The 20,156-nt window shown below is 50.4% G+C and carries 25 protein-coding genes; 10 read left to right on the forward strand and 15 right to left on the reverse strand.

Annotated elements, in window-relative coordinates; translation table 11 throughout:
• The first annotated feature begins 30 nt into the window (after window positions 1-30).
• Window positions 31-555 (forward strand): cob(I)yrinic acid a,c-diamide adenosyltransferase, encoded by a 525-nt coding sequence (locus MPF33_03995; GenBank protein ID MCI2414404.1) that lies wholly within the window; start codon window positions 31-33, stop codon window positions 553-555.
• Here MPF33_03995 and MPF33_04000 read toward each other — a convergent pair.
• Window positions 531-1,490 carry a TIGR00269 family protein gene (locus tag MPF33_04000; protein MCI2414405.1) on the reverse strand — a complete coding sequence of 320 codons (960 nt, stop codon included), beginning with the start codon at window positions 1,488-1,490 and terminating at the stop codon, window positions 531-533. The two genes, MPF33_03995 and MPF33_04000, sit on opposite strands and share 25 nt — an antisense overlap.
• Window positions 1,487-1,768, reverse strand: coding sequence for a DUF211 domain-containing protein (locus tag MPF33_04005; protein MCI2414406.1), 282 nt, complete (start codon window positions 1,766-1,768; stop codon window positions 1,487-1,489). The genes MPF33_04000 and MPF33_04005 overlap by 4 nt, the downstream gene beginning before the upstream one ends.
• A 189-nt stretch (window positions 1,769-1,957) precedes the next feature.
• On the opposite strand from MPF33_04005, the gene speD reads away from it, so the two are divergent.
• Window positions 1,958-2,332: an adenosylmethionine decarboxylase gene (gene speD, locus MPF33_04010; GenBank protein MCI2414407.1), complete on the forward strand. Its 375-nt coding sequence runs from the start codon at window positions 1,958-1,960 to the stop codon at window positions 2,330-2,332.
• A gap of 26 nt (window positions 2,333-2,358) precedes the next feature.
• Window positions 2,359-3,222, forward strand: a complete 864-nt coding sequence (locus MPF33_04015) for an NAD(P)/FAD-dependent oxidoreductase (GenBank protein MCI2414408.1) — start codon at window positions 2,359-2,361, stop codon at window positions 3,220-3,222.
• Here the strand turns inward: MPF33_04015 and MPF33_04020 are convergent.
• On the reverse strand, window positions 3,196-3,390 hold the full coding sequence (locus tag MPF33_04020) for a hypothetical protein (protein MCI2414409.1): 195 nt from the start codon (window positions 3,388-3,390) through the stop codon (window positions 3,196-3,198). The genes MPF33_04015 and MPF33_04020 overlap by 27 nt on opposite strands.
• 37 nt (window positions 3,391-3,427) lie before the next feature.
• Here MPF33_04020 and MPF33_04025 point away from each other — a divergent pair, with 37 nt between their 5' ends.
• Window positions 3,428-4,282: a UbiA family prenyltransferase gene (locus MPF33_04025; protein MCI2414410.1), complete on the forward strand. Its 855-nt coding sequence runs from the start codon at window positions 3,428-3,430 to the stop codon at window positions 4,280-4,282.
• On the opposite strand, the gene MPF33_04030 is transcribed toward MPF33_04025, so the two are convergent.
• Window positions 4,238-5,203: a hypothetical protein gene (locus MPF33_04030; GenBank protein MCI2414411.1), complete on the reverse strand. Its 966-nt coding sequence runs from the start codon at window positions 5,201-5,203 to the stop codon at window positions 4,238-4,240. The two genes, MPF33_04025 and MPF33_04030, sit on opposite strands and share 45 nt — an antisense overlap.
• Window positions 5,204-5,236: 33 nt before the next feature.
• Here MPF33_04030 and MPF33_04035 point away from each other — a divergent pair, with 33 nt between their 5' ends.
• The 6 genes from MPF33_04035 (at window position 5,237) to MPF33_04060 (ending at window position 10,242) form a co-directional block, all read left to right on the forward strand.
• Window positions 5,237-6,013, forward strand: coding sequence for a 50S ribosome-binding GTPase (locus MPF33_04035; protein ID MCI2414412.1), 777 nt, complete (start codon window positions 5,237-5,239; stop codon window positions 6,011-6,013).
• The gene (locus MPF33_04040) at window positions 6,010-6,495 is read left to right on the forward strand and encodes a magnesium-dependent phosphatase-1 (GenBank protein ID MCI2414413.1); all 486 of its coding nucleotides are present in this window, start codon (window positions 6,010-6,012) and stop codon (window positions 6,493-6,495) included. The genes MPF33_04035 and MPF33_04040 overlap by 4 nt, the downstream gene beginning before the upstream one ends.
• A 242-nt stretch (window positions 6,496-6,737) precedes the next feature.
• Window positions 6,738-8,456 carry an acetolactate synthase large subunit gene (locus MPF33_04045; protein ID MCI2414414.1) on the forward strand — a complete coding sequence of 573 codons (1,719 nt, stop codon included), beginning with the start codon at window positions 6,738-6,740 and terminating at the stop codon, window positions 8,454-8,456.
• Entirely contained in the window at window positions 8,434-8,814 is a 381-nt protein-coding gene (locus tag MPF33_04050) for an ACT domain-containing protein (GenBank protein ID MCI2414415.1), read from the forward strand. The genes MPF33_04045 and MPF33_04050 overlap by 23 nt, the downstream gene beginning before the upstream one ends.
• A complete protein-coding gene (ilvC, locus tag MPF33_04055) occupies window positions 8,795-9,793 on the forward strand; it encodes a ketol-acid reductoisomerase (protein ID MCI2414416.1) in 999 nt (332 codons plus the stop codon). The genes MPF33_04050 and ilvC overlap by 20 nt, the downstream gene beginning before the upstream one ends.
• A gap of 17 nt (window positions 9,794-9,810) precedes the next feature.
• A complete protein-coding gene (locus MPF33_04060; GenBank protein ID MCI2414417.1) occupies window positions 9,811-10,242 on the forward strand; it encodes an endonuclease in 432 nt (143 codons plus the stop codon).
• Here the strand turns inward: MPF33_04060 and MPF33_04065 are convergent.
• The 11 genes from MPF33_04065 to MPF33_04115 are packed head-to-tail and all read right to left on the reverse strand — an operon-like array spanning window position 10,231 to window position 20,151.
• Window positions 10,231-11,781, reverse strand: coding sequence for a PINc/VapC family ATPase (locus tag MPF33_04065; protein MCI2414418.1), 1,551 nt, complete (start codon window positions 11,779-11,781; stop codon window positions 10,231-10,233). The two genes, MPF33_04060 and MPF33_04065, sit on opposite strands and share 12 nt — an antisense overlap.
• Before the next feature lie 34 nt (window positions 11,782-11,815).
• On the reverse strand, window positions 11,816-12,418 hold the full coding sequence (pdxT, locus tag MPF33_04070; protein ID MCI2414419.1) for a pyridoxal 5'-phosphate synthase glutaminase subunit PdxT: 603 nt from the start codon (window positions 12,416-12,418) through the stop codon (window positions 11,816-11,818).
• Entirely contained in the window at window positions 12,415-13,431 is a 1,017-nt protein-coding gene (pdxS, locus tag MPF33_04075) for a pyridoxal 5'-phosphate synthase lyase subunit PdxS (GenBank protein MCI2414420.1), read from the reverse strand. The genes pdxT and pdxS overlap by 4 nt, the downstream gene beginning before the upstream one ends.
• Before the next feature lie 45 nt (window positions 13,432-13,476).
• On the reverse strand, window positions 13,477-13,764 hold the full coding sequence (locus MPF33_04080) for a 30S ribosomal protein S26e (protein ID MCI2414421.1): 288 nt from the start codon (window positions 13,762-13,764) through the stop codon (window positions 13,477-13,479).
• A 32-nt stretch (window positions 13,765-13,796) separates the two neighbouring features.
• On the reverse strand, window positions 13,797-15,239 hold the full coding sequence (gene proS, locus MPF33_04085) for a proline--tRNA ligase (GenBank protein ID MCI2414422.1): 1,443 nt from the start codon (window positions 15,237-15,239) through the stop codon (window positions 13,797-13,799).
• Between the two features lie 50 nt (window positions 15,240-15,289).
• Window positions 15,290-15,595: a V-type ATP synthase subunit K gene (locus MPF33_04090; GenBank protein MCI2414423.1), complete on the reverse strand. Its 306-nt coding sequence runs from the start codon at window positions 15,593-15,595 to the stop codon at window positions 15,290-15,292.
• A 16-nt stretch (window positions 15,596-15,611) separates the two neighbouring features.
• Window positions 15,612-15,773 carry a hypothetical protein gene (locus tag MPF33_04095; GenBank protein ID MCI2414424.1) on the reverse strand — a complete coding sequence of 54 codons (162 nt, stop codon included), beginning with the start codon at window positions 15,771-15,773 and terminating at the stop codon, window positions 15,612-15,614.
• Window positions 15,763-16,404, reverse strand: a complete 642-nt coding sequence (locus tag MPF33_04100) for a V-type ATP synthase subunit D (protein MCI2414425.1) — start codon at window positions 16,402-16,404, stop codon at window positions 15,763-15,765. Before MPF33_04100 ends, MPF33_04095 begins: the two co-directional genes overlap by 11 nt.
• Window positions 16,401-17,801: a V-type ATP synthase subunit B gene (locus MPF33_04105; protein ID MCI2414426.1), complete on the reverse strand. Its 1,401-nt coding sequence runs from the start codon at window positions 17,799-17,801 to the stop codon at window positions 16,401-16,403. The genes MPF33_04100 and MPF33_04105 overlap by 4 nt, the downstream gene beginning before the upstream one ends.
• A gap of 2 nt (window positions 17,802-17,803) precedes the next feature.
• On the reverse strand, window positions 17,804-19,576 hold the full coding sequence (locus MPF33_04110) for an ATP synthase subunit A (GenBank protein MCI2414427.1): 1,773 nt from the start codon (window positions 19,574-19,576) through the stop codon (window positions 17,804-17,806).
• Entirely contained in the window at window positions 19,576-20,151 is a 576-nt protein-coding gene (locus tag MPF33_04115; protein ID MCI2414428.1) for a V-type ATP synthase subunit E, read from the reverse strand. The genes MPF33_04110 and MPF33_04115 overlap by 1 nt, the downstream gene beginning before the upstream one ends.
• Window positions 20,152-20,156 lie beyond the last annotated feature (5 nt).

A 20,156-nucleotide genomic window follows, 5' to 3' on the forward strand; every position in this document is an offset into this window, starting at 1 on the left:
TATTTAAGAGCGGCGTTTTTAAGCTTATTAATGTTCACGAAGACCGGAGACAACGGAGAAACTAACCTTAGGAACAAGAGAATAGGCAAGGATTCCCCTTTGGTCAAATTCCTAGGGGACATAGATGAGGCGAACTCCTTTATAGGACTTGCCGTTTCCAAGTTGACTTGGGACGACATGAGGAACGACTTGAAAAGGGTGCAGAGGGACCTATTTGTGTTAGGCGAGGAAGTGTCCACAGGGAAGGGGCTAGTGAACGAGAACTCGGTCAAGTGGTTGGAGGAAAGGACTGTCTACTACAGGAAGGAGAGTGGGCCCGTGAAACTCTTCGTGATACCGGGGGGATCGGAGGAGGCCTCAGCGCTACACGTTGCGAGGGCGGTTGTGAGGAGGGTGGAGAGGAACGCAGTGAAGTACTCGAAGGAGGTCGAGTTCAACAAGTGGGTGATAGTGTACTTGAACCGCCTCTCCTCCTTGATCTTCTCCATGGCAGTAGTTGCAAACAAGAGGAAAGGGGTACAAGAGGAGTACTACGACATAGGCAAGTTCTGGTAGTTCAAGAGCCCCGACTTTATTAAAAGCTCGCAGTTCTTGCATATCTCCCTCCCGTAACTGGTGGGCTCGCCGCAGATCTTACAGCTCGGCAGTTCCTTCATCTCCGTCCTCTGCCTGAACTCCTCTGCTACCCTGTCGAACTCCTCCACTATGTTGAGCAGACTCCCTGGCCTCATGACCTCTAGGGCGTAAAGGAGGTCCCTTACCCTTGCCCTCAAGGTCGGGCGGGAAGAAATGTAGGGGCACTCCACTTCTTGGAACTCGAAGCCTTTGTAATAGGCGTACATGGTGGTCTCCCACTCGTAAACCTTCCTCAGGGGCTTCACCCTTAACACGAACTTGTCGCTGAGCTTCACGGGGACGTCGCCCACCCTTATTATCCTCTTAACGTCACCCCTCAAGAGGTTTATCACAATGGTCTGGGCCTCGTCGTCTAGGTTGTGTCCAGTGGCAACCAGGTCTGCCCTGACCTCCCTCCCAGCGTTGTTTATCAACTTCCTCCTGAATCCCCCACAGAAGGTGCAGGCAGAGACGTTAAGGCCCTTTCCCTTCGCCGACGAGACCATCTCGTCGAGGGTGTAGCCAACCTCAGCCTTAAACGACGTGGATATGAGCTCTATCCCTAGGTCTGACAAGTACTTGTTTAGCTTCTTAGCTTGGTCCTCCCTGTTGTAACCTTGAATTCCCTCAACTATGTTGAACGCTATCAGCCTCTTTGGATCCACAAAGGAGGCTAGGGCGTCTGCAAGTGTGAGGCTATCCTTACCGCCGGAAACCGCCAGGAGAACCTTATTGGCCCTAGTTATCCCCTGCTTTTCAGCTTCCCTTTTGACTCTCTCCCTAACGTCGCTTATAAAGCACTCCTTGCAGAGGTTCCTCCCAGTGTGGGGCTGATAAATTACAGCTTCCCTGGACTTGCATACGTTGCAGATCACTTTACTTTTCTCCCCTCAATTAGTCTTTTACCCCCTGCTACTTCGTCGATACTGTGTATTGCACACCCCTCTTCCTCCAGCGTCTTCTTAACTTCGTAGAAGTCTATGTTATCTCCCTCCACTACTATGCTTAACCCCATTGTCTCCACGTCCATGTCGGTGACCATGATGTTGACTCCGTCCACTCCATCCAGGGAGGTAAGCTTGCTGGCTAGGTCAATGATGCTGGAGCCCTTGATGGGCTTTAGCACGTCAAGAACAATCCGCCGAATCGCCAAGTTAGATCAGATGTTATTGTGGAACAAAACGTTAAAAACTTAATTTACGGAAGGACTTTAGTCCTTCGTAGATAGGGCGAAGTGTCGTTTAGCCCTCAAATCATTTTTAAAAGAGATAAAAGGAAGACGTTGCCTCTAGGATAAATTTAAATACAATTAGATAGAGGGGGTATATAAGGGGGGTTTCACATGATGGGGGTAAGGCTAAACTATTCGCCAAAAGTTGTCGGAAAGCAAGTTTACGGGAGCTTGTACGACTGCGATGAGGAGGTACTCAAGGACACTGAGAGGCTAAAGGCAATAGTCACCAACGCTGCCAAGGAAGGGAACATGACGCTTCTAGACATCAGGTCGTGGAAGATAGGGGAGGGGGTAAGCGTGGTCGCAATAGTGCTGGAGAGCCACATAACCATTCATACCTGGCCCGAGTACAAGTTTGCTACCGTGGACGTCTACTCCTGCGGTGCCCACACGGATCCAAAGAGGGCTTTCGAGTACATTGTCTCCGAGCTAAAGGCAAAGAGGTATACCATGAAAGAGGCTGATAGGTCATCGGAGTTCTGATAGTAGGAGGAGGGATAGCGGGGCTAATTACGGGCTACAGGCTGAGGGACAGAGACCCAATAGTTTTTGACAGGAGGCGTTTTCCTGGAAAGAAGTGCACTGGGATCATAAGTTACGGGACTTTCCTAAAGCTAGGCATTAGCAAGGAGTTCGTTGACAGGGAGTTTAGGTCTATACACGTGGTCGTGAACGGCAAGTACCACGTGTACTTTAACGTAAACGTGGTAAGGCTTAACAGGGAGAAACTTGAAACTTGGCTCTCCAACGAGCTAAAGGTGAGGAGGCCAGTCAACGCGGAAGTCGTGGGAGAAGGGGAGGTAGTAGCTAACGGAGAGAGGTTCAAGGGCGAGGTAATTGACGCGTCCGGGTGGAAGGGAAAGGCAAAGTGGGTAAGGGCAATAGAGTACGAATACGAGCCCGTAGACGCGGAGGAAATAACGGTGTTCATTGACGATAGGAACCCCGGCGGTTTCTCTTGGGTGGTTCCTTTGCCGGAAAAGACCTTAGCAGGGAGCCTCGGATACTCAAGCGTAGAGCAGTTCGTGCCGAAGCTCGAGAAGAGGGTCTTGGGGATACACGGCGGGGCAATACCCAGAGTCAAGCCTAGGTACGTGAGAAACGGGGTGGGCGACTGCACGGGACTAATTAAGACCTTTACTGGAGGAGGAATATTTTCCATTGCGGAACTGTCCCAAGTGGTTCTCACCCCTAAGTACGAGGAGAAGTTCAACCAGCTCTCCAGGGAGATATCCCTGCAGTACAGGCTCACGTCGTTTCTAGAGAAGACGTGGAAGTACTCCCTTGGGCTGGCAAAGCTGTTCGACAGAAAGACGTTAAACGTGGGCTCCGAGTTCGACTTCCACTCACTTCTTCTGAGAGTTCCTCACTAAGTTGTAGCAACCCTCTCCCTTCTCTATTACTCCCAGCTCAATTAGCTTAGCGATTACCTTTTCTGGCTCCCTTATCCCCAAGCCCTTAAGCTCCCTAACAGCCAGTATCTCCCCCACTGACACGTTTGCCTCGAAGTACTTCTTAGCCTTCTCTAAGTCGCTGTCCATATCTAGATTTATTTACCTTTGTTCCTTTAACGTTATCGTGAATCCTTACCTCAAGCTAATTAGAATCCACAACGTCGTTGGGGCGTCTATAGGAGACTTCGCCGGCTACGTTGTAGCCTCCCACTGGCACCTCCTCCCGGAGAGGCTCTTGCTCTCCACGCTCGTGGTGGCCCTCGTAGCCATGGGAGGTTACGTCATAAACGACGTGTTTGACGTGGAGATAGACAAAATAAACAAGCCAGACAGGCCCATCCCCTCCGGGCAGGTGTCCTTGAGGAACGCTACAGTCTTGGCTTACTCTGGCTTCGCTTTTGGAACTGCGATTTCCATAGCCTTGGGATACATACAGGCGCTAGTGTCGGCGGTCACGTCCATTTTGCTCTACTGGTACGCCAAGTCGCTAAAGAGGACAGGGTTACCTGGCAACCTAGTCGTAGCGCTGACAACTGCCCTGTCCTTATTTTACGGGGGGCTAGCGTACTATCAAGGGAACTGGGCCGTCCTGGTTTTCATACCAACCACCTATTCCTTTCTCCTCACCTTGGCAAGGGAGATAGTGAAGGGGATAGAGGACTACGTTGGGGACAAGGCATATGGTGTTAGAACCTTGGCTACAACTCTAGGAGTAGAGAGGGCGTGGGACGTGGCTAGGGCCCTCCTACTCGTCGTACTGATAACTTCACCCCTACCCTACTTCCTGGGGTTCAACGTTATCTACCTAATCCTTATGGTGCCGTTCTGGTACGTAACGCTTAAGTCTCTACTTCAGCCAAAGACCATCGAAGGAGGAGGAAAGGCAAGGGCGTACTTGAAGGGATCGGCCTTCATTGGCATAGTGGCCTTTGCCCTAGGGGCCGTTCCACTCGATCTCCTTGTCAATCATTTTCCTTAGGCCTGCCTTTACTCCTACAACCCTGACGTTGACGTTTCCCTTCTTCGGGAGGAGTACTTCGTAGTCTATCCTGGACTTGCTCTTTACCTCTCCAAAAGACCTAAAGTGAACCGTGATCCCGTTTACCATCACGTTCACTAGAACCTTATCGAGCTGGATCTCGCTCCCGTTCTCTATGCTCAGGAAAAGCCTCTGGTTGCTGACCTTCCCGTCTACTTGCAGGTCTATGCTCGGCGACTCGGTCTTTGCAGTGTAGTAAAGGTAAACGAAGGCGGGGCACTTGGGCTGGGAAGGCCTACTGTCGTGGACTACGCTTATTACCCTGTTCTCGTTGGTCTCGATCTCTTCCGCGTCCTTGCTGTTGCTTACCTCTGCTATAAGGGAGCTGTCACCGTATACCTTTAACGAGGACCGGTTTGGGTTCTTCAAGAGTATGTAGCCTCTCTCGACGTTCTTGAAGGATATTGACTCTGACGGCCTCAGTATTAAGGTCCCGGCCATTGCTGAGAACCTTGTGTGAAAGTGCGGTACGTTGTACATGAGGACGCTACTTACAAAGTTCACCACTAAGGGCTCCAGCGAAATTGACGTCACCACGAACTCGTTCTTGCCCTGTTTTACCAAGTGGGTCACGTCGAACACGTGGATGGCGTATACCTTTCCGTCGTACTCGACTAAGTAGTTTGGCTTGAACTCCCTCGTTAACGAAAAGTTGTTGATCCAGAGCCTCCACTTCACTAGTCTATTGTTGGTCTCAGTTCCCACTACAATGTAGCTTTTATGGGGCTCGTTTTCCGCGAAAAAGTTGAACCCCGCCTCCTTGTTTTCCGCTCCTAGCTTTACTGCCCTTAATGACGAGGAGTAGTCAATTGTGCCCTCAAAGTCTCCCTCGTCAAAGGTCAATAGTTCTCCAATTGGCATATAATATAAACCGATGGCAGGAAAATAAAATAAATGTTGAGAAAGGTCTTCTCGATCATAAGCAAGTCTAACGTGGTCGTAGAGGTGCTCGACGCCAGAGAGCCAGAGCTTACTAGATCAAAGACGATAGAGGGGTTCTCCAAGGAGAAGGGGAAGAAGCTACTGCTTGCAATTAACAAGGGGGACCTAGTCCCAAGGGACGTGTCGGAGAAGTGGAAGGAGTACTTCGCAAGCCAAGGCCTTAGGGTCGTGTACTTGTCGGCAACAGGGCACATGGGTACCATGGTGCTGAGGAGGGAGATAAAACAGCTCCTTTTGGGAAAGGAGGGAATTGTCTGCTTCGTAGGCTACCCCAAGACAGGGAAATCCTCCATCATTAACGCGTTGAAGGGCAGGCACTCTGCCTCCACCTCAGCTCATCCCATGGAGATAGGTTACACCAAGGCCCCACAGCTCTTCAAAATAGACAGCAAGATCTACGCGTGGGACACCCCAGGCGTCATACCGCCTGAGGGCGATCCTGTGGAGAGGATAATCAGGGGGTACTCGGTGGACGAAATGGAGGATCCCGTGAAGGCTGCCGTCCTCCTCATTAAGAGGATAGAAGGTTTCGACAGGAAGTCCCTAGAGGAGGTTTACGGAGAGTACAGGAACCCCTACGACCTCCTCGCCAAGATAGCACTGAAGAGGGGGTGGATATACAAGAAGGACAAAGAGCCCAACATAGAGGAGGCCGCCAAGGCGGTGATAAGGGATTACCACGAAGGCAAAATAATTTATTTCAGTCTTCCACCACAGAGAAGTAGATGAAGGTCAAAGTAGTAATATACGACGCGGACAAGACCCTCTGGGACCACTACAACATCTCCGAGTTTCAAGAGCCCATAAAGGTGATAAACAGGGACGAAATTGAGGACGCGGAGGGGAGGAAGTTAAGGGTGTTTCCGGACGTAAGGAGTACGTTAGAGGAGCTAAAGAGGAGGAACTTGACAATTGCCATGGCCACGTGGAACTTCCCGGAAAAGGCCGAGAGGATACTCGAGATCCTGGACTTGAGGAGGTACTTTGACGTTGTGGTAGCAAGGGACTTCCCCTACAAGTTTGTCATGATAAACGAGATACTTTCGGAGCTCAGGAGGAGGGGAATTTACACCAAGCCAGAGGACGTGGTATTCGTAGACGACAGGAGGGCACACTTTGGCAACGTCTGGCTCTACGTCGGGAGGGTGAAGTGCGTGGAGATGTGGAGGGACATATCATCTCACTCTGAAATCTTGAAGTTAATTGAGTAAAAAGTTATCAACTTTAAAAACGTTATATCCTTTAAAAATTTTAGACATTCTGTATTCAGTGATTTACATTCCCATAACAAAGCTTAAAAATGGTAATTGGCACTTTATTTGAAGTGGAAAGGATGATGGGTGGCTATACCCTCCAAGTCGAATAACTTTTCCAAAAAATCTAGTTCTAAGTCAAGGAACAACTTCGCCAAAAGTAATGGGCTTGCGTATATTATTCTCGACAGGTGATCAAGGTGCCTAGCGGTGCGAGAATCTTAGTTGATTCTCTAAAAAGAGAAGGAGTAAAGGTAGTGTTTGGAATACCAGGACTGTGGAACATGCCCTTCTACGACGAGCTCTTTTACGACATCCAAAACGGGGAAATAAGACACGTGTTAATGAGGCATGAACAGGCTGCTGCCCACGCCGCTGACGGTTATGCGAGGGCGTCCGGCGTTCCAGGAGTATGCACGGCCACTTCTGGGCCCGGAGCAACTAACTTGGTCACAGGATTTATCACAGCGTACTGGGACAGCTCCCCCATAATAGGGATAACTGGGCAGGTAGTGAGGTCTGTAATAGGAAAGATGGCGTTCCAAGAATCCGATAACCCTGGCATCTTTAAGGACATAGCCAAGTACGTGGTGCAAGTAAAGGACATCCACGAGATACCCCAGTGGGTAAAGAACGCTTTCTACATAGCCACAACGGGCAGGCCAGGGCCCGTGTTAATAGACATACCAAGGGATGTACAGTTGGAGAAAGTTGAGGACATAGAGTGGCCAGAGAAGCCCTTAGTGCGGGGATACAAGCCCTTCAAGACGGTGATAGACCCCGTGAAAATAAAGAAGGCAGCTGAGCTGCTGTTGAACGCTGAAAAACCAATAATCTTGGCGGGAACGGGAGTGATGTGGTCAGGAGCAACGCCAGAGGTTCTCAAGTTAGCTGAGCTATTGGGTTCGCCAATAATTTCTACCCTTCCTGGTAAGTCCGCTATACCTCACGACCATCCACTGTACGTAGGTCCCATGGGCTACTACGGAAGGGCTGAAGCGTCGATGGCCGCCCTAGAATCAGACGTGATGCTGGTAGTAGGGGCCAGGTTCAGCGACAGGACTGTCACCTCTTACGACGAACTGGTGGAGACGAGGAAGAAGTTCATCATGGTCAACGTAGACCCCACGGACGCCGAGAGAGCCATTAAGGTTGACGTAGCCCTGCCAGGAGACGCCAAGATAATACTGATGGAGCTAATCGACGCAGTAGCGAAGCTTGGAAGCAAAAAGGACCACACTGCGTGGCAGAAGAGGGTTAAGGAACTAAAGGAGTACTACGCCCAGTTCTACTACCACGATGAACCAAACAAAATGAAGCCGTGGAAGGTACTTAAGACGATCAGGAACGCCATACCTAGGGACTCCATAGTCACTACTGGAGTGGGCCAGCACCAGATGTGGTCTGAGGTGTTCTGGGAAGTCCTGGAGCCCAGGACTTTCATCTCCTCTACGGGAATGGGCACCATGGGCTTTGGTCTACCGGCTGCCATGGGAGCTAAGCTAGCTAGACCAGACAAGGTTGTAGTAGACCTAGACGGTGACGGCTCCTTCATGATGACCGGAAACAACTTAGCTACTGCAGTTGACGAGCACATCCCCGTAATATCCGTCATATTTGACAACAGGACCCTAGGCCTAGTAAGGCAGGTACAAGACTTGTTCCAGAGCAAAAGGATAGTAGGAGTAGACTATGGTCCATCTCCAGACTTCGTGAAGTACGCCGAGGCTTTCGGAGCCTTGGGCTTCAACGCGACCAGTTACGAAGAGCTAGAGAAATCCATAAAGACCGCGATTAAGGAGGACATGCCAGCTGTAATTAGAGTCCCAATAGATAAGGAAGAACTAGCCTTACCCACATTACCTCCGGGTGGAAGGTTAAAACAGGTGATCGTACGTGACCCAAGAAAAGGTGCTTAGAGTAACAGTCTACTACAGGGACTCCTCCATCCTGGAGAAGGTCGTATCGGCGTTCAGGAAGCTGTGGGTGGACATAGACTGGATGAACGTTAGAAAGGCCTCAGACGACGGCCTCTACGAGATATACATGGGAGTAAGGGACAACAAGAACACCTACATCGCCATACTAAACTTGAGCAAGACCGTAGACGTGGAGAAGGTGGAGGTGCTCGAGGACGCCAGGCTCGTGGAATACAAGTTCAACGAAAAAGGAGAAATAGTAAAGGAGGGCAAGTACACCATGGCAGTTTATGTACCCGTGTTCTCTAAGGTTACAAGTTACAGTTGGGGTGAGGTAGTTGGCGAAAATATACACTGAAAAGGATGCAAGTTTCGATCCCATAAAGGGAAAGAGAATAGCCGTGCTAGGCTACGGGAGCCAAGGGAGGGCATGGGCCCTCAACTTGAGGGACTCGGGCCTAGACGTGGTAGTAGGGCTCGAAAGGCAGGGCAACTCGTGGAAACAGGCAGAGACAGACGGCTTCAAGCCAGTTCTGACCGAGAACGCGGTAAAGCAGTCAGACATAGTGATTTTCCTAGTGCCAGATATGGTCCAGAGGTACGTGTACAGGGAAAGGGTCCAGCCCCACTTGAGGGAAGGGATGGACCTAGTGTTCGCCCACGGCTTCAACATACACTACAAGTTAATTGAACCTCCGAAGACTGTCGACGTGTACATGGTGGCCCCAAAGGGCCCTGGCCCCACGGTGAGGGAGTACTTCGTCCACGGTGGAGGAGTTCCAGCCCTGGTGGCAGTCCACCAGAACTACTCTGGGAAGGCCCTAGAAAAGGCACTTGGCATCGCTAAGGGAATTGGGGCCACGAGGCCAGGAGTAATAGAGACCACGTTTAAGGAGGAGACAGAGACTGACCTAATAGGGGAACAAGTAGATCTAGTAGGAGGAATAATGGAGCTGATGAGATCGGCTTTCCAGACCCTCGTGGAAATGGGTTATCAACCTGAGGTGGCCTATTTCGAGACCATTAACGAAATGAAGATGATAGTTGACATAATCCACGACAAGGGATTCTACGGGATGCTAAAGGCAGTCTCGGACACCGCAAAGTACGGAGGAATAACGGTAGGCAAGTACGTGATTAACGAAAACGTGAAGAGGAGGATGAGGGAGGCAGCGGAAAAGGTGAGAAGTGGGAAGTTCGCTGAAGAGTGGATAGAGGAGTACAACAGGGGTAGCCCAACAATTAAACAAGCTCTACAGGACGTACAGAACAGCTTGGAGGAGAAAATAGGCAACCAGCTTAGGGAAATGATAGAGAGAGGAAAGCCTAAATCCTAATTTTTATAAAACTACTTGTGAATTCAAGAAAGGCTAAGGGTAGTAACGTAGAAAGACAAGTTTTGTCCCTTTTGAGGGACAGGGGTTTTGCGGTGGTTAGGGCACCGGCTAGCGGAAGCAAGAGGAAAGACCCGGCCCCAGACATCATAGCGCTAAAACTTGGACAGATTGTCCTCATAGAGATGAAGAGCAGGAAACAGGGGAAAGTGTACATAACGAGGGAACAAGCTGAGGGCATAGCGGAGTTCGCAAGGAAGAGCGGTGGCGAGCTCTTTATAGGGGTCAAGTTACCTAGGCTACTCAAGTTCGTCCCGTTCTCAAAGGTAAAGAGGACAGAGGGAGGTAACTACGTAGTCGACGAAGAGCTCATAGAGGAAGGACTAGACATAGACGGCCTCACTAGGTACGTAGAGGCCAAAATAAGCAAGACGTTGGACTCATTCTTCTGAGCCGTTCTCGTCCTCGAGCCTTATCCTTATCCTAGTCCCCATTCTCTTTTCTAGCTTCTTTAGCTTGGAGTTCACTTTCCTGTTGAACTTTGATATCTGGGACTTTGGAATGCTCACTACGTACTCACCGTTCTCGTACTTCACGGTAGCGCCAGGGAGGGCCTCCTTGACCGCCCTCTCGATCCTCGACTCAGCGCTCTCCCTAGAGATCTTGCCCACAGGCACTATCATAGCTTGTTCTCCGAACACGTAGATCTCGTACTCCACGCTATCTGTCAGGAAGTCCTTTATCTCGACCACTGGCCTAGCGAGATCCGCCTCTTTCATTCCAGATGGCACCTTAACTGACATCTCTAAGCTGTAGACCTTGGCAACTGCCCCGTTGTTTATGAACACGACGGTGTCCAAGATATTTGGAATAGTACCCAGGTCGACTCTATTAAGGAACCTGTGGATGGCGTCTATTGGCGTTGTGGCGTGAACTACGCCTATCATACCGATCCCCGCGAGTCTGAGGTCTATGTAGAGCTTGAAGTCCTCGTCGTTCCTCATCTCATCGTAAACAGTGTAGTCTGGCCTGCTCAAGAGTAGGATGTCGTGGAGCTCCCCTATCTCAGCGTAGTTCTTCGAGTACTGGGTTATCTCTGGGGGCAGGTGCATGTCCCTGGGGGACTCAATGGTCTTCACGACCTTGCCCAGCCTCATGTAGTACTCCGATAGGGCCTGGGCAAAGGTCGTCTTCCCCATTCCGGGGGAACCGGCAATGAGGATCCCCTCGGCCCTCTCCTTTAGTCTCTGGAGTAGCTTGGGGTCGAGGTCGTAATCCTCGAGCTTCTTCCTCGTTACTGGACGAGTTATTGTTATTTCCCAACCGTCGCTCAACGGGGGCCTAGTGATCACAATCCTGTAGTTGCCGAGCTGGATTATCGTCGACCCCCTTCTCTCTATCTCTATGAAGGATCCCTTAACGTTCTTTATTGCGTTCATTATCTCGTAGACGAGCCTCTTGAGGTGGTTCGCGTCAGTGACTTCGCTGGAAAGGGTAACAAACTTCCAGTTTCCAGGGACTCCCTTCTTGGCTTTGGGCAAAGTGTCTTCTTTCAAGTGTACGCTCATGGTCTGGTCGTCGAAGAACTTCTCTATTGAGAGCTCCTGCATCTCCCCGCCCAAGTAAACGGTCTCAATGCCCAAGAATTCGCATATCCTCTTCTGTAGCTCGTCTGCAGTCACCACTGCACATTCCCTGTTCTGACAGTACTCCCTCAGTTGCTCGTTCACGTCTTTACCGCGACTTTCCCCCACGATTTCGAATGAGAATAAGTACTTCTCCGAGAGCTCCTTTAGCCTGTTTACCTCGTCTAGGGAGAGCTCTCCGCTCACTATCCCTTCCCTAGTCTCCCTCTCTAGTTCCTCCAGGAGGGCCCTATGGATAAGCACGTTACCGTAGATGAGGTTCTTTTCTATGTACCTTGACACGCCGTGAAGTAACGCGCTTTTATCTGGCAATAATTCTTTTACGGACAAAAGTTCTTTCCCCACTATTACTTAATTTTTTGAGAAGAGCGTTAAAAAACTATTTCTTTATCGTGGACAAGAAGTACTCGTGTACCGCTGTAGTCCCTGAGAGCTCCGGATGGAACGTGGTAGCGAGCATGTTGTCCTCTTGAACCATTACTTTGCTCTCGCCGAACGACAGTAACTCCTTTGTCCTTCCCCACACCTTAGTTATTGCTGGAGCTCTAATGAAAACTACCTTCGCCTTGCCTCCTCCAATGACCGAGAAGTCCAGGACTGCCTCGAAGCTCTCCCTCTGTCTCCCGTAATAGTTCCTCACCATTGTAGCGTCCATTACGCCGAGTAGGGGTTGGGACTTCTTCCCGACCTTCGCGTCTGTCACTTCTTTGGCCAACATAATTGCCCCAGCGCAAGTACCCATGACCGGAAGTCCTTGAGATACCTTTTCCTTTAACATGTCGAGTACGCCTAACTTCTGGGCAACTATGCCAATGGTAGTGCTCTCTCCCCCTGGGATTATTACCCCGTCGACTTGGGACAGCTCAGACGGCTTCTTTACTTTGACTACCTCCCCTTGGATCGACAGCGCGTCCATGGCCCTCTTCAGCTGGAGGACGTGCTCCTCGAAGCTCCCCTGGTAGGCTATAACTCCTACCTTCACAGTCCCCTCACCTGCAGTAGTTCCTCTGGCTTGAGCGTCTTTATGTCAATCCCCATCATCGACTTCTGCTCGCTTATCATCTTCTGCGCCTCAAGGACTATCTCAGGGTACTCCCAGTTAGCGGTAGCAAGGACTACTGCCTTAGCCCTTTCCAGGTGGTCTTGGCTCTTGAATATCCCCGACCCAACAAAGATACCGTCTGAGCCCAACCACATCATCAGCGCAGCATCTGCTGGCGTAGCTATCCCTCCGGCGGCGAAGTTGACTATGGGCAACCTCCTTAGTTTAGCTACTAACTCCACAAGCTGATAAGGTACCTGGTACTCTCTGGCCTTTTTCACCCTGTCTTCCTCCTCCATGAAAACTAGGCTCTTTATCTCGCTGTTCATGAGCTTCATGTGCTTTACTGCTTCGCTTACGTTTCCTGTCCCGGGCTCGCCTTTTGTCCTTATCATCGACGTCCCCTCTGTAATCCTCCTCAAGGCCTCCCCCAAGTTCCTCGCCCCGTTGACAAAGGGAACCTTGAACTCCCACTTGTTGATGTGGTGCTCCTCATCTGCGGGAGTCAAGACCTCGCTCTCGTCTATCATGTCCACGCCAAGGGCCTCAAGAACCTTAGCCTCGTAGTAGTGGCCTATCCTCACCTTGGCCATTACGGGTATCGTAATGGAGTTCATTACCTCCTCTATTACCTTTGGGTCCGCCATCCTCGCCACACCTCCCGCTTTCCTAACGTCGTAGGGCAACTTGTCCAGTACCATTACCGCAGTTGCCCCGGCCTCCTCAGCTATCTTCGCCTGCTCAACGTTAGTCACGTCCATGACCACGCCACCCTTCTGGAAGATGGGGAAAGCATGCTTTACCCTGACTGTCCCCTCGCTCACTTCTGGGATGTCCTTCTGCAGTTCCGGAGTGAAAGTAAGCAGGCCGCTGTCCTTGAGCACGTCCTTAAACTCGGCGAGCTTGTAAAAGAACTCCTCGATCTCGTTAAAGGACAAGGAATATAGCCGCATAAAAAAAGATAAACGTGCGAGGATTAAAAGTATTTCTTAACGCCTTTAGAACGAGGTAGCCCTCGACTTCCTTTCGCTCTCGGCCCTTATCTTCACTATCCCAAAGTGGACCGCGCAGTTAATGCAGTAACACTTCGTCACCGAGTACCTCGGAATTATGGCGCCCTTCTTCTCCAACTCAGCGGCCAAGGTTGCGTCGACGAGACTGTAGGGCCTTGTTACACATATTGCCTTGTCCTCAGGGATCCTCGCACCACAGTTATCGCAAGTTATGTAGCCAACGTGGCCCTTGTCGCCCTTCCTTCTGCCCCTGTTCTCCCTTTTCTTAGGCAAATCAACACCCTAAACATATCACTCGTCGGTTTCTAATAAGTTTTTGCTATCCTCAGAACTGTTTTGGCGGGCTTTTTACAGACCACGCAGGGGTCAGAGGTCTTCCTGTCCTCTAAAGGTATGCCCTTAACCTTCGCGTTGGTCATTTCCTCTACCTTGAGACCGCAAGACTCCTCGCCACACCAAGGTACTTCCACTATCATTCCTTCCTCTAGCAAGCTGTTTGCCTCCTCCACACTCTTGGCGTAGCGTATCCTCAAGTTCAGGTTTTCCCACGCCCTCTTCCTGAGGTTCTGCGTAATGTCATCCATGAGCTTCTTGACTTCCTCTAAGACGTTTTCGAACTTTACCACTTTACCTTCCAACGTGTCCCTCCTCTTCAGAGTAACCGAGGAGTTCTGGAGCTCCCTGAGACCTACCTCCGCCCTTATGGGAACCCCCTTGATCTCCCATATGTAGAACTTCTCACCGGGAGTCTTGTCCATGTCCTTATCCACTGTTACCTTAACTCCACCTTCCTCTAGCTTCTTCCTCAGCTTCTCCGCATAGTCAATTACTTTGCTAGTGCCCTCTTGCTCCTTGGCTGGAATGGGGATCACCACAACTTGAATGGGAGCTACAGAGGGGACTAGGACAGCGCCCCTGTCGTCTCCATGTATGGAGATAAGCGAGGCGATGACCCTCTCCGAGATACCGTAGCTTGTCTGGTGCGGGTAGTCGAGGGTTCCGTCCTCCTTTTGGATCTTATAGTCAAAGGCCTTAGTGAAGTGTTGCCCCAAGTGGTGGGCTGTGCCTATCTGGAGCGTCCTCCCGTCGGGCATGAGGGTGTCAAAGGCGTAAGTAACCACTGCCCCAGGGAACTTGTCCCACTCTGGCCTCTGCGAAATGACGTAGGGTATGCCTAGCTCGTCGAAGAACTTCTTGTAGATCTCTATGGCCTCCTTCACCTGTCTCATGGCGTCGTCGAAGTCCACGTGTAACGTGTGTGCCTCCTTGAATGTGGTCACCTCCCTGAGCCTTATTAGCGGCTTGGTGGCCTTGGTCTCGTATCTAAAGACGCTCACTATTTGGTAGTACTTCTTTGGCAACTGCTTGTAGCTCTTTATCCAAAGGCTCTCCATGTACGTTATCGCGGTCTCCGAGGTAGGTCTTAGCGCTAGCTTCACATCCAGCTCCTCGCTCCCCCCTTTCGTTATCCAGTACACCTCTTCCTCGAACCCCTTGATGTGCTCAGACTCCTTTTTCAGCAAGCTGTCTGGAATGAGCATTGGGAAGAGCACTTCCTCGTGCCCTGTTTCGTCGAGCAGTTTCCTGATTAAGTCCACTACAGCCTTCCTGAGCTTAAAGCCGTAAGGTAACCATATCCCTACCCCCTTCAGAGGGTACCTGCCGTAGTCGTAGAACTCTCCCTCAAATAAAACCCAGTCCAACCACTCGCTGAAGTTCTTGCTCCACTTCTCCCTCTTAATCTCCACCATAGGAAAAAAGGAAAAAAGGAAAGCTTAAAAACTCTTTTACCTTATCGTCAGATCTTTGCGAATAACATTAGAAGTCCGAACAGTATTCCGTACACCGCAAGTCCTTCGCCGATGATGACGAAGATCAGCACTGTGCCGAACATGTCCCTCCTTTCTGTGAGGACTCCTATTCCAGCAGCAGCTGCCATTCCCACTGCTACTCCTGCTCCCACGACTGCCAGTCCTATAGCAAGCCCTGCCCCTATGTTGATACCTTCAAACCCCTGCGCGGTGTCTGAAGGCGCTTGTGCGCCTGCTACTAAAGCTGATAGAACTAGAGGTAGTGTTAACAACAAAAGGTATTTTCTCTCCATTTGAACTCCCCACTTATTACTTAGATATTTCCTTTAAAGCCTTTCTCTTGATCTCCTGCAATTCCTTCTCCTTGTTTTTCAGCACGTTGTTGTACTCCTCCGTTAACTTCTGTAGTATTTCCGCTTTAGTTGCGTCCAATTTTGCCTTTATTATTGAGATGTACTTTTCAGCCTCCACTTGCCCTCCTCCTCTGTAGTACTCTCCTTGTGAACTTAAGTCTTATGAAGTCGTCCCTCGCCCTGTCACTTAGTATGCCCCTAATGTACTTTATAGAACTAGTGTAGAAGGGCAATATACTGGAGTCTATGGCGTTAATTAGGCGTTGCGTCTTCCTCAGTTCTGCCACCAGCGACCTTATGGTCGACTCTAACTCCACTAGCTTTATAACCTTGATCAACGCTTCCCTCATCTCATCGTACGACTGGGAGAGATAGGGAGATACCTCTACCTCGCTAAAGGGCTTCTCCGGAATACTGCTTGGTTCTAGTTCAGTAAACGGTATCTTAACCCCGAATATGACCTTAGTCGAGCTCTTGACGTTAAGCTTCACAGACTGGGAGTTGGCTATGTTCTCAATGTTGGTGATACCCTCGTCTGTGACTGCTTGAAGGAAGGAGCTGTAAACCTCCTTGAGGCTCTGGTTAACCTCAGAGTATAGTTTCTCGTACTCAGCAGCGTAAGTCCTAAGGTATATGAGAAGGACTTCCCTTTTGTTCTCCAACAACCTCTTTATCGTGGTGACTATCTTCAGCTGGTTCCTAAGCTGGATCAAGTTGATCTTTGTGGGCAGTACCTTCTGCGAGCTCATTTCTTACCACGGTAAGCTGGATGATACTTCTTGATATAGGATGTCTTTATGTTTGTCAACTCACTCTCTGGGAGGATTGAAAGTACGTCCCAGCCTATGTCCAGAGTGGTCTCAACGCTCCTGTTCTCGTTTACTCCCTGCATTATGAACTTCCTTTCGAAGGCCTCTCCAAAGAGGAGGTACTTCTTGTCCACCTCAGAGAGGCTATCCTCGCCTATTATCGCGGCCAGTCCCCTGGTGTCTATTGCCCTAGCGTAGGAGGCAAAGAGCTGGTTCTGGAGGTCCTTGTGGTCATCTCTCGTCTTGCCCTCTCCTATCCCGTCCTTGCCAAGCCTAGAGAGGCTCATGAGGACGTTTATTGGCGGGTAAATACCCTTGTTGTAAAGCGCCCTGTCCAAGACTATTTGTCCCTCAGTGATGTAACCAGTTAGGTCTGGGATAGGGTGAGTCATGTCGTCGTTGGGCATGGTCAGGATTGGCATCTGGGTTATGGAACCCTTCTTTCCCTTTACCTTTCCAGCCCTCTCGTAGATCGTAGCTAGGTCAGTGTACATATATCCCGGGTAACCTCCCCTGCCAGGGATCTCTTCCTTGGAAGCACTGATCTCCCTGAGGGCTTCGCAGTAGTTGGTCATGTCTATTAGAATGGCTAGGACATGCATCTCCTTCTCAAACGCCAAGTACTCCGCTAACGTTAGGGCAGTCCTTGGGGTCAAAATCTTGGTCATTGGTGGTTCGTTGGCCAAGCTCATTACCATGGCTACCCTGTTTATCGCCCCAGTCTCCTCGAAGAACTTCCTGAAGAACAACGCCTCGTCGTACCTTATTCCTATAGCCCCGAACACTACGGCGAAGTTGCTCTCCTCTCCCAGTACTGTTGCCTGCTTGGCTATCTGCGCTGCTAGGATGTTCCCTGGGAGACCGCTTCCACTGTATATTGGCAACTTCTGCCCCCTAAGGAGGGGGTTCATCCCATCTATTGCCGAGATACCCGTCTGGATAAACTCCTCGGGGTATTCTCTTACTGCTGGGTTTATGGCGGAGCCGTTTATGTCCCTCTTCTCTCCGGAAATTACTGGGGGGCCATTGTCGAGGGGATCGCCCAAGGGGCCAAATATCCTTCCCAGCATTTCGTCAGATATCTTGACCTCAAGTCCCCTGCCTAGGAACTTCACAGTAGAAGAAGACGGAGAGATCCCAGTGGTTCCCTCGAACACTTGTACTACCGCGTTACCCAAGTAGCTGTCTACAACTATCCCCCTTCTCTTCTCGCCGTTGGGCAACTCTATCTCGACGAGCTCGTTGTAGGCAGCGTCAGTAACCCCCTGTACTACCATCAGAGTTCCTCTGATGCTCGAAATATTTGAATATTCTCTTACATTAATTGTTTTCTCCATTATCAAGCACCCTGCTTTGATAACTGTTCAAACTGCGACTTTAATGTCTTCTCTAGCTCGTTAAACTTCTGTAGCTCGTCGTTCTTTATGGACGCCTTGGACCTAATAATGTCGGTGACCACGGATATCTTTTCGGTTATCTGCTTCACCGTAACTCCCTTCTCCACTAGGGGCTGAGCCAACTGGTGGTATAGATATATCAACCTCATCATCCTCGCCTGCTTCTGCGGGGAAGCAAAGGCGTCTATTTCATCGTACGCGTTCTGCTTGAGGAACGCCTCCTTGATTATCCTCGCCTCTTCCAGCGCCAGTTTGTCCTTCTCTGCCAAGGACTCTGGTCCAACTAGTCTCACTATCTGCTTGAGCTCGTCTTCCCTGATCAATGTCTTAACCATGAAGTCCCTCATGGTCTTCCAGTCTGGGTCTACGTTAGTTGCCCACCACTTGGCAACTAAGTCTACGTAGGCCGAGAACCCTTGTATCCAGTTGATCGCAGGGAAGTGCCTAGCCCTAGCCAAGTTAACGTCCAAAGGCCAGAACACTCTCACGAACCTCAAGGTGTTACTGGTAACTGGTTCCGTAAAGTCGCCTCCTGGAGGGGAAACAGCGGATGCAAGGGTAACTGAGCCATACCTCTCGTCAGAGCCTATTGTCCTAACCTTTCCTGCCCTCTCGTAGTACTCAGCTAGTCTGGACGCTAGGTAACTGGGGAAACCTTCCTCAGCTGGCATCTCCTCCATTCTTCCTCCCAGGTCCCTTAAGGCTTCTGCCCACCTAGTCGTGCTGTCAGCTACCACGAGGACGTCGTAGCCCTGATCCCTGAAGTACTCGCCCAAAGTCACGCCCACGTAGATGCTAGCCTCACGTGCTGCCACTGGCATGTTACTTGTGTTGGCCACGAGGATTGTCCTTTCTAGGAGGGGCCTCCCAGTCCACGGGTCCTTCAGCGTGGGGAACGCCCTCAACTCGTCTGTCATCTCGTTTCCCCTCTCTCCGCATCCCACGTAAATTATGATCTTAGCGGAGCTCCACTTGGCGAGGCTCTGCAAGGTCACTGTCTTACCAGAGCCGAAAGGTCCTGGAATTGCAGCTGTACCTCCCTTGGCCAGGGGGAATATGGTGTCGAGGACTCTTACCCCAGTCAGGAGGGGCTCTGACGGCTCGAGCTTCTCTTTGAAGGGCCTCGGTATCCTAACTGGCCACTTCTGCATCATGGTCAGCGGTACTTCGTCTCCTTCCATGTCTAGGACGGCTATAGTTTCCTCTACAGTGTAGTCTCCCTCCTTTACAACCTCCTTTACTGTGCCGTGCTTGTTGGGCGGTACAAGTATTCTGTGTTCAATCAGCCCAGTCTCTTGAACGGTACCTATTATATCGCCTGGGGAAAGCTTGTCGCCTTTCTTTATTTTCGGAACAAAGTGCCACTTCTTCTGCCTGTCAAGGGAAGGTACCTTAACTCCCCTAGCCACAAACGGGTTGTTGGTTAGCTCAGCTATCCTACCCAAGGGCCTCTCTAGGCCGTCAAATATCTGGCCCAACATCCCAGGCCCAAGCTCAGCGGAAAGAGGCGCGCCCGTCCTGTAGACGACCTCTCCTGGTTTTATACCGCTAGTGTCCTCGTAAACTTGTATGAAAGCCCTATCTCCTTCAATCCTTGTTATCTCTCCAACTAGCCTCATTTCTCCTACTTCTACCACTTCGTACATCTGGGCGTTCTTCATGTTGTCGGCCACGACGAGTGGCCCGTTAACCCTGACTATCCTTCCGTTCTCCATTACTCCTCACCAAACAAGATCTTGGCTACCTTTGGCTTTTCAGCCTCAAAAACTTGGCTTAATAGTAGATCTAGGGAAAAGTCCTTGACTAGACCCTGCTCCGGGAACTCTATTTTGACGCCTCCGAGCATTTTCTCTTCTTTGACTTTTGCTTTAATTTTAAGCTTATTTAAAATACTTGATACTGCATTGACGTCCCTGGAATTGCAGTAAACAATTACGTCGTTCTTTGCCTCCCTCGACAGTACCCCCTCTAACCCCTTCTTGTACTTCTCAGACCCGAGGAGGACGTCGATCTTGTCCTTAACGCCCTCGTAGACCTTCTCTATCCAGTAGTTCTTTTCACTGGCAACTAACCTCTTGTTTTCCACGTCTAGCTTTGCCCTCTCTCCCTCTATTTCCTCCTTGGTCTTGGTTATTAGGTCCCTGACCTTGTTTGAATACGACTGCAAAACGTCGTTGTAGGTTTTGTCGACTATTCTCTTAGCTTCCTCGAAGCTCTGGTCAGCGTTCCTCTTTATTTCGTCCAACGCCTTTTTTATTACCTCGTCCAATAACTCCTCCATTGTGGCCATCCTTT

Origin of the sequence: Candidatus Aramenus sp. CH1, from assembly GCA_022678445.1 — an archaeon.
Classification (GTDB): Archaea; Thermoproteota; Thermoprotei_A; order Sulfolobales; family Sulfolobaceae; genus Aramenus.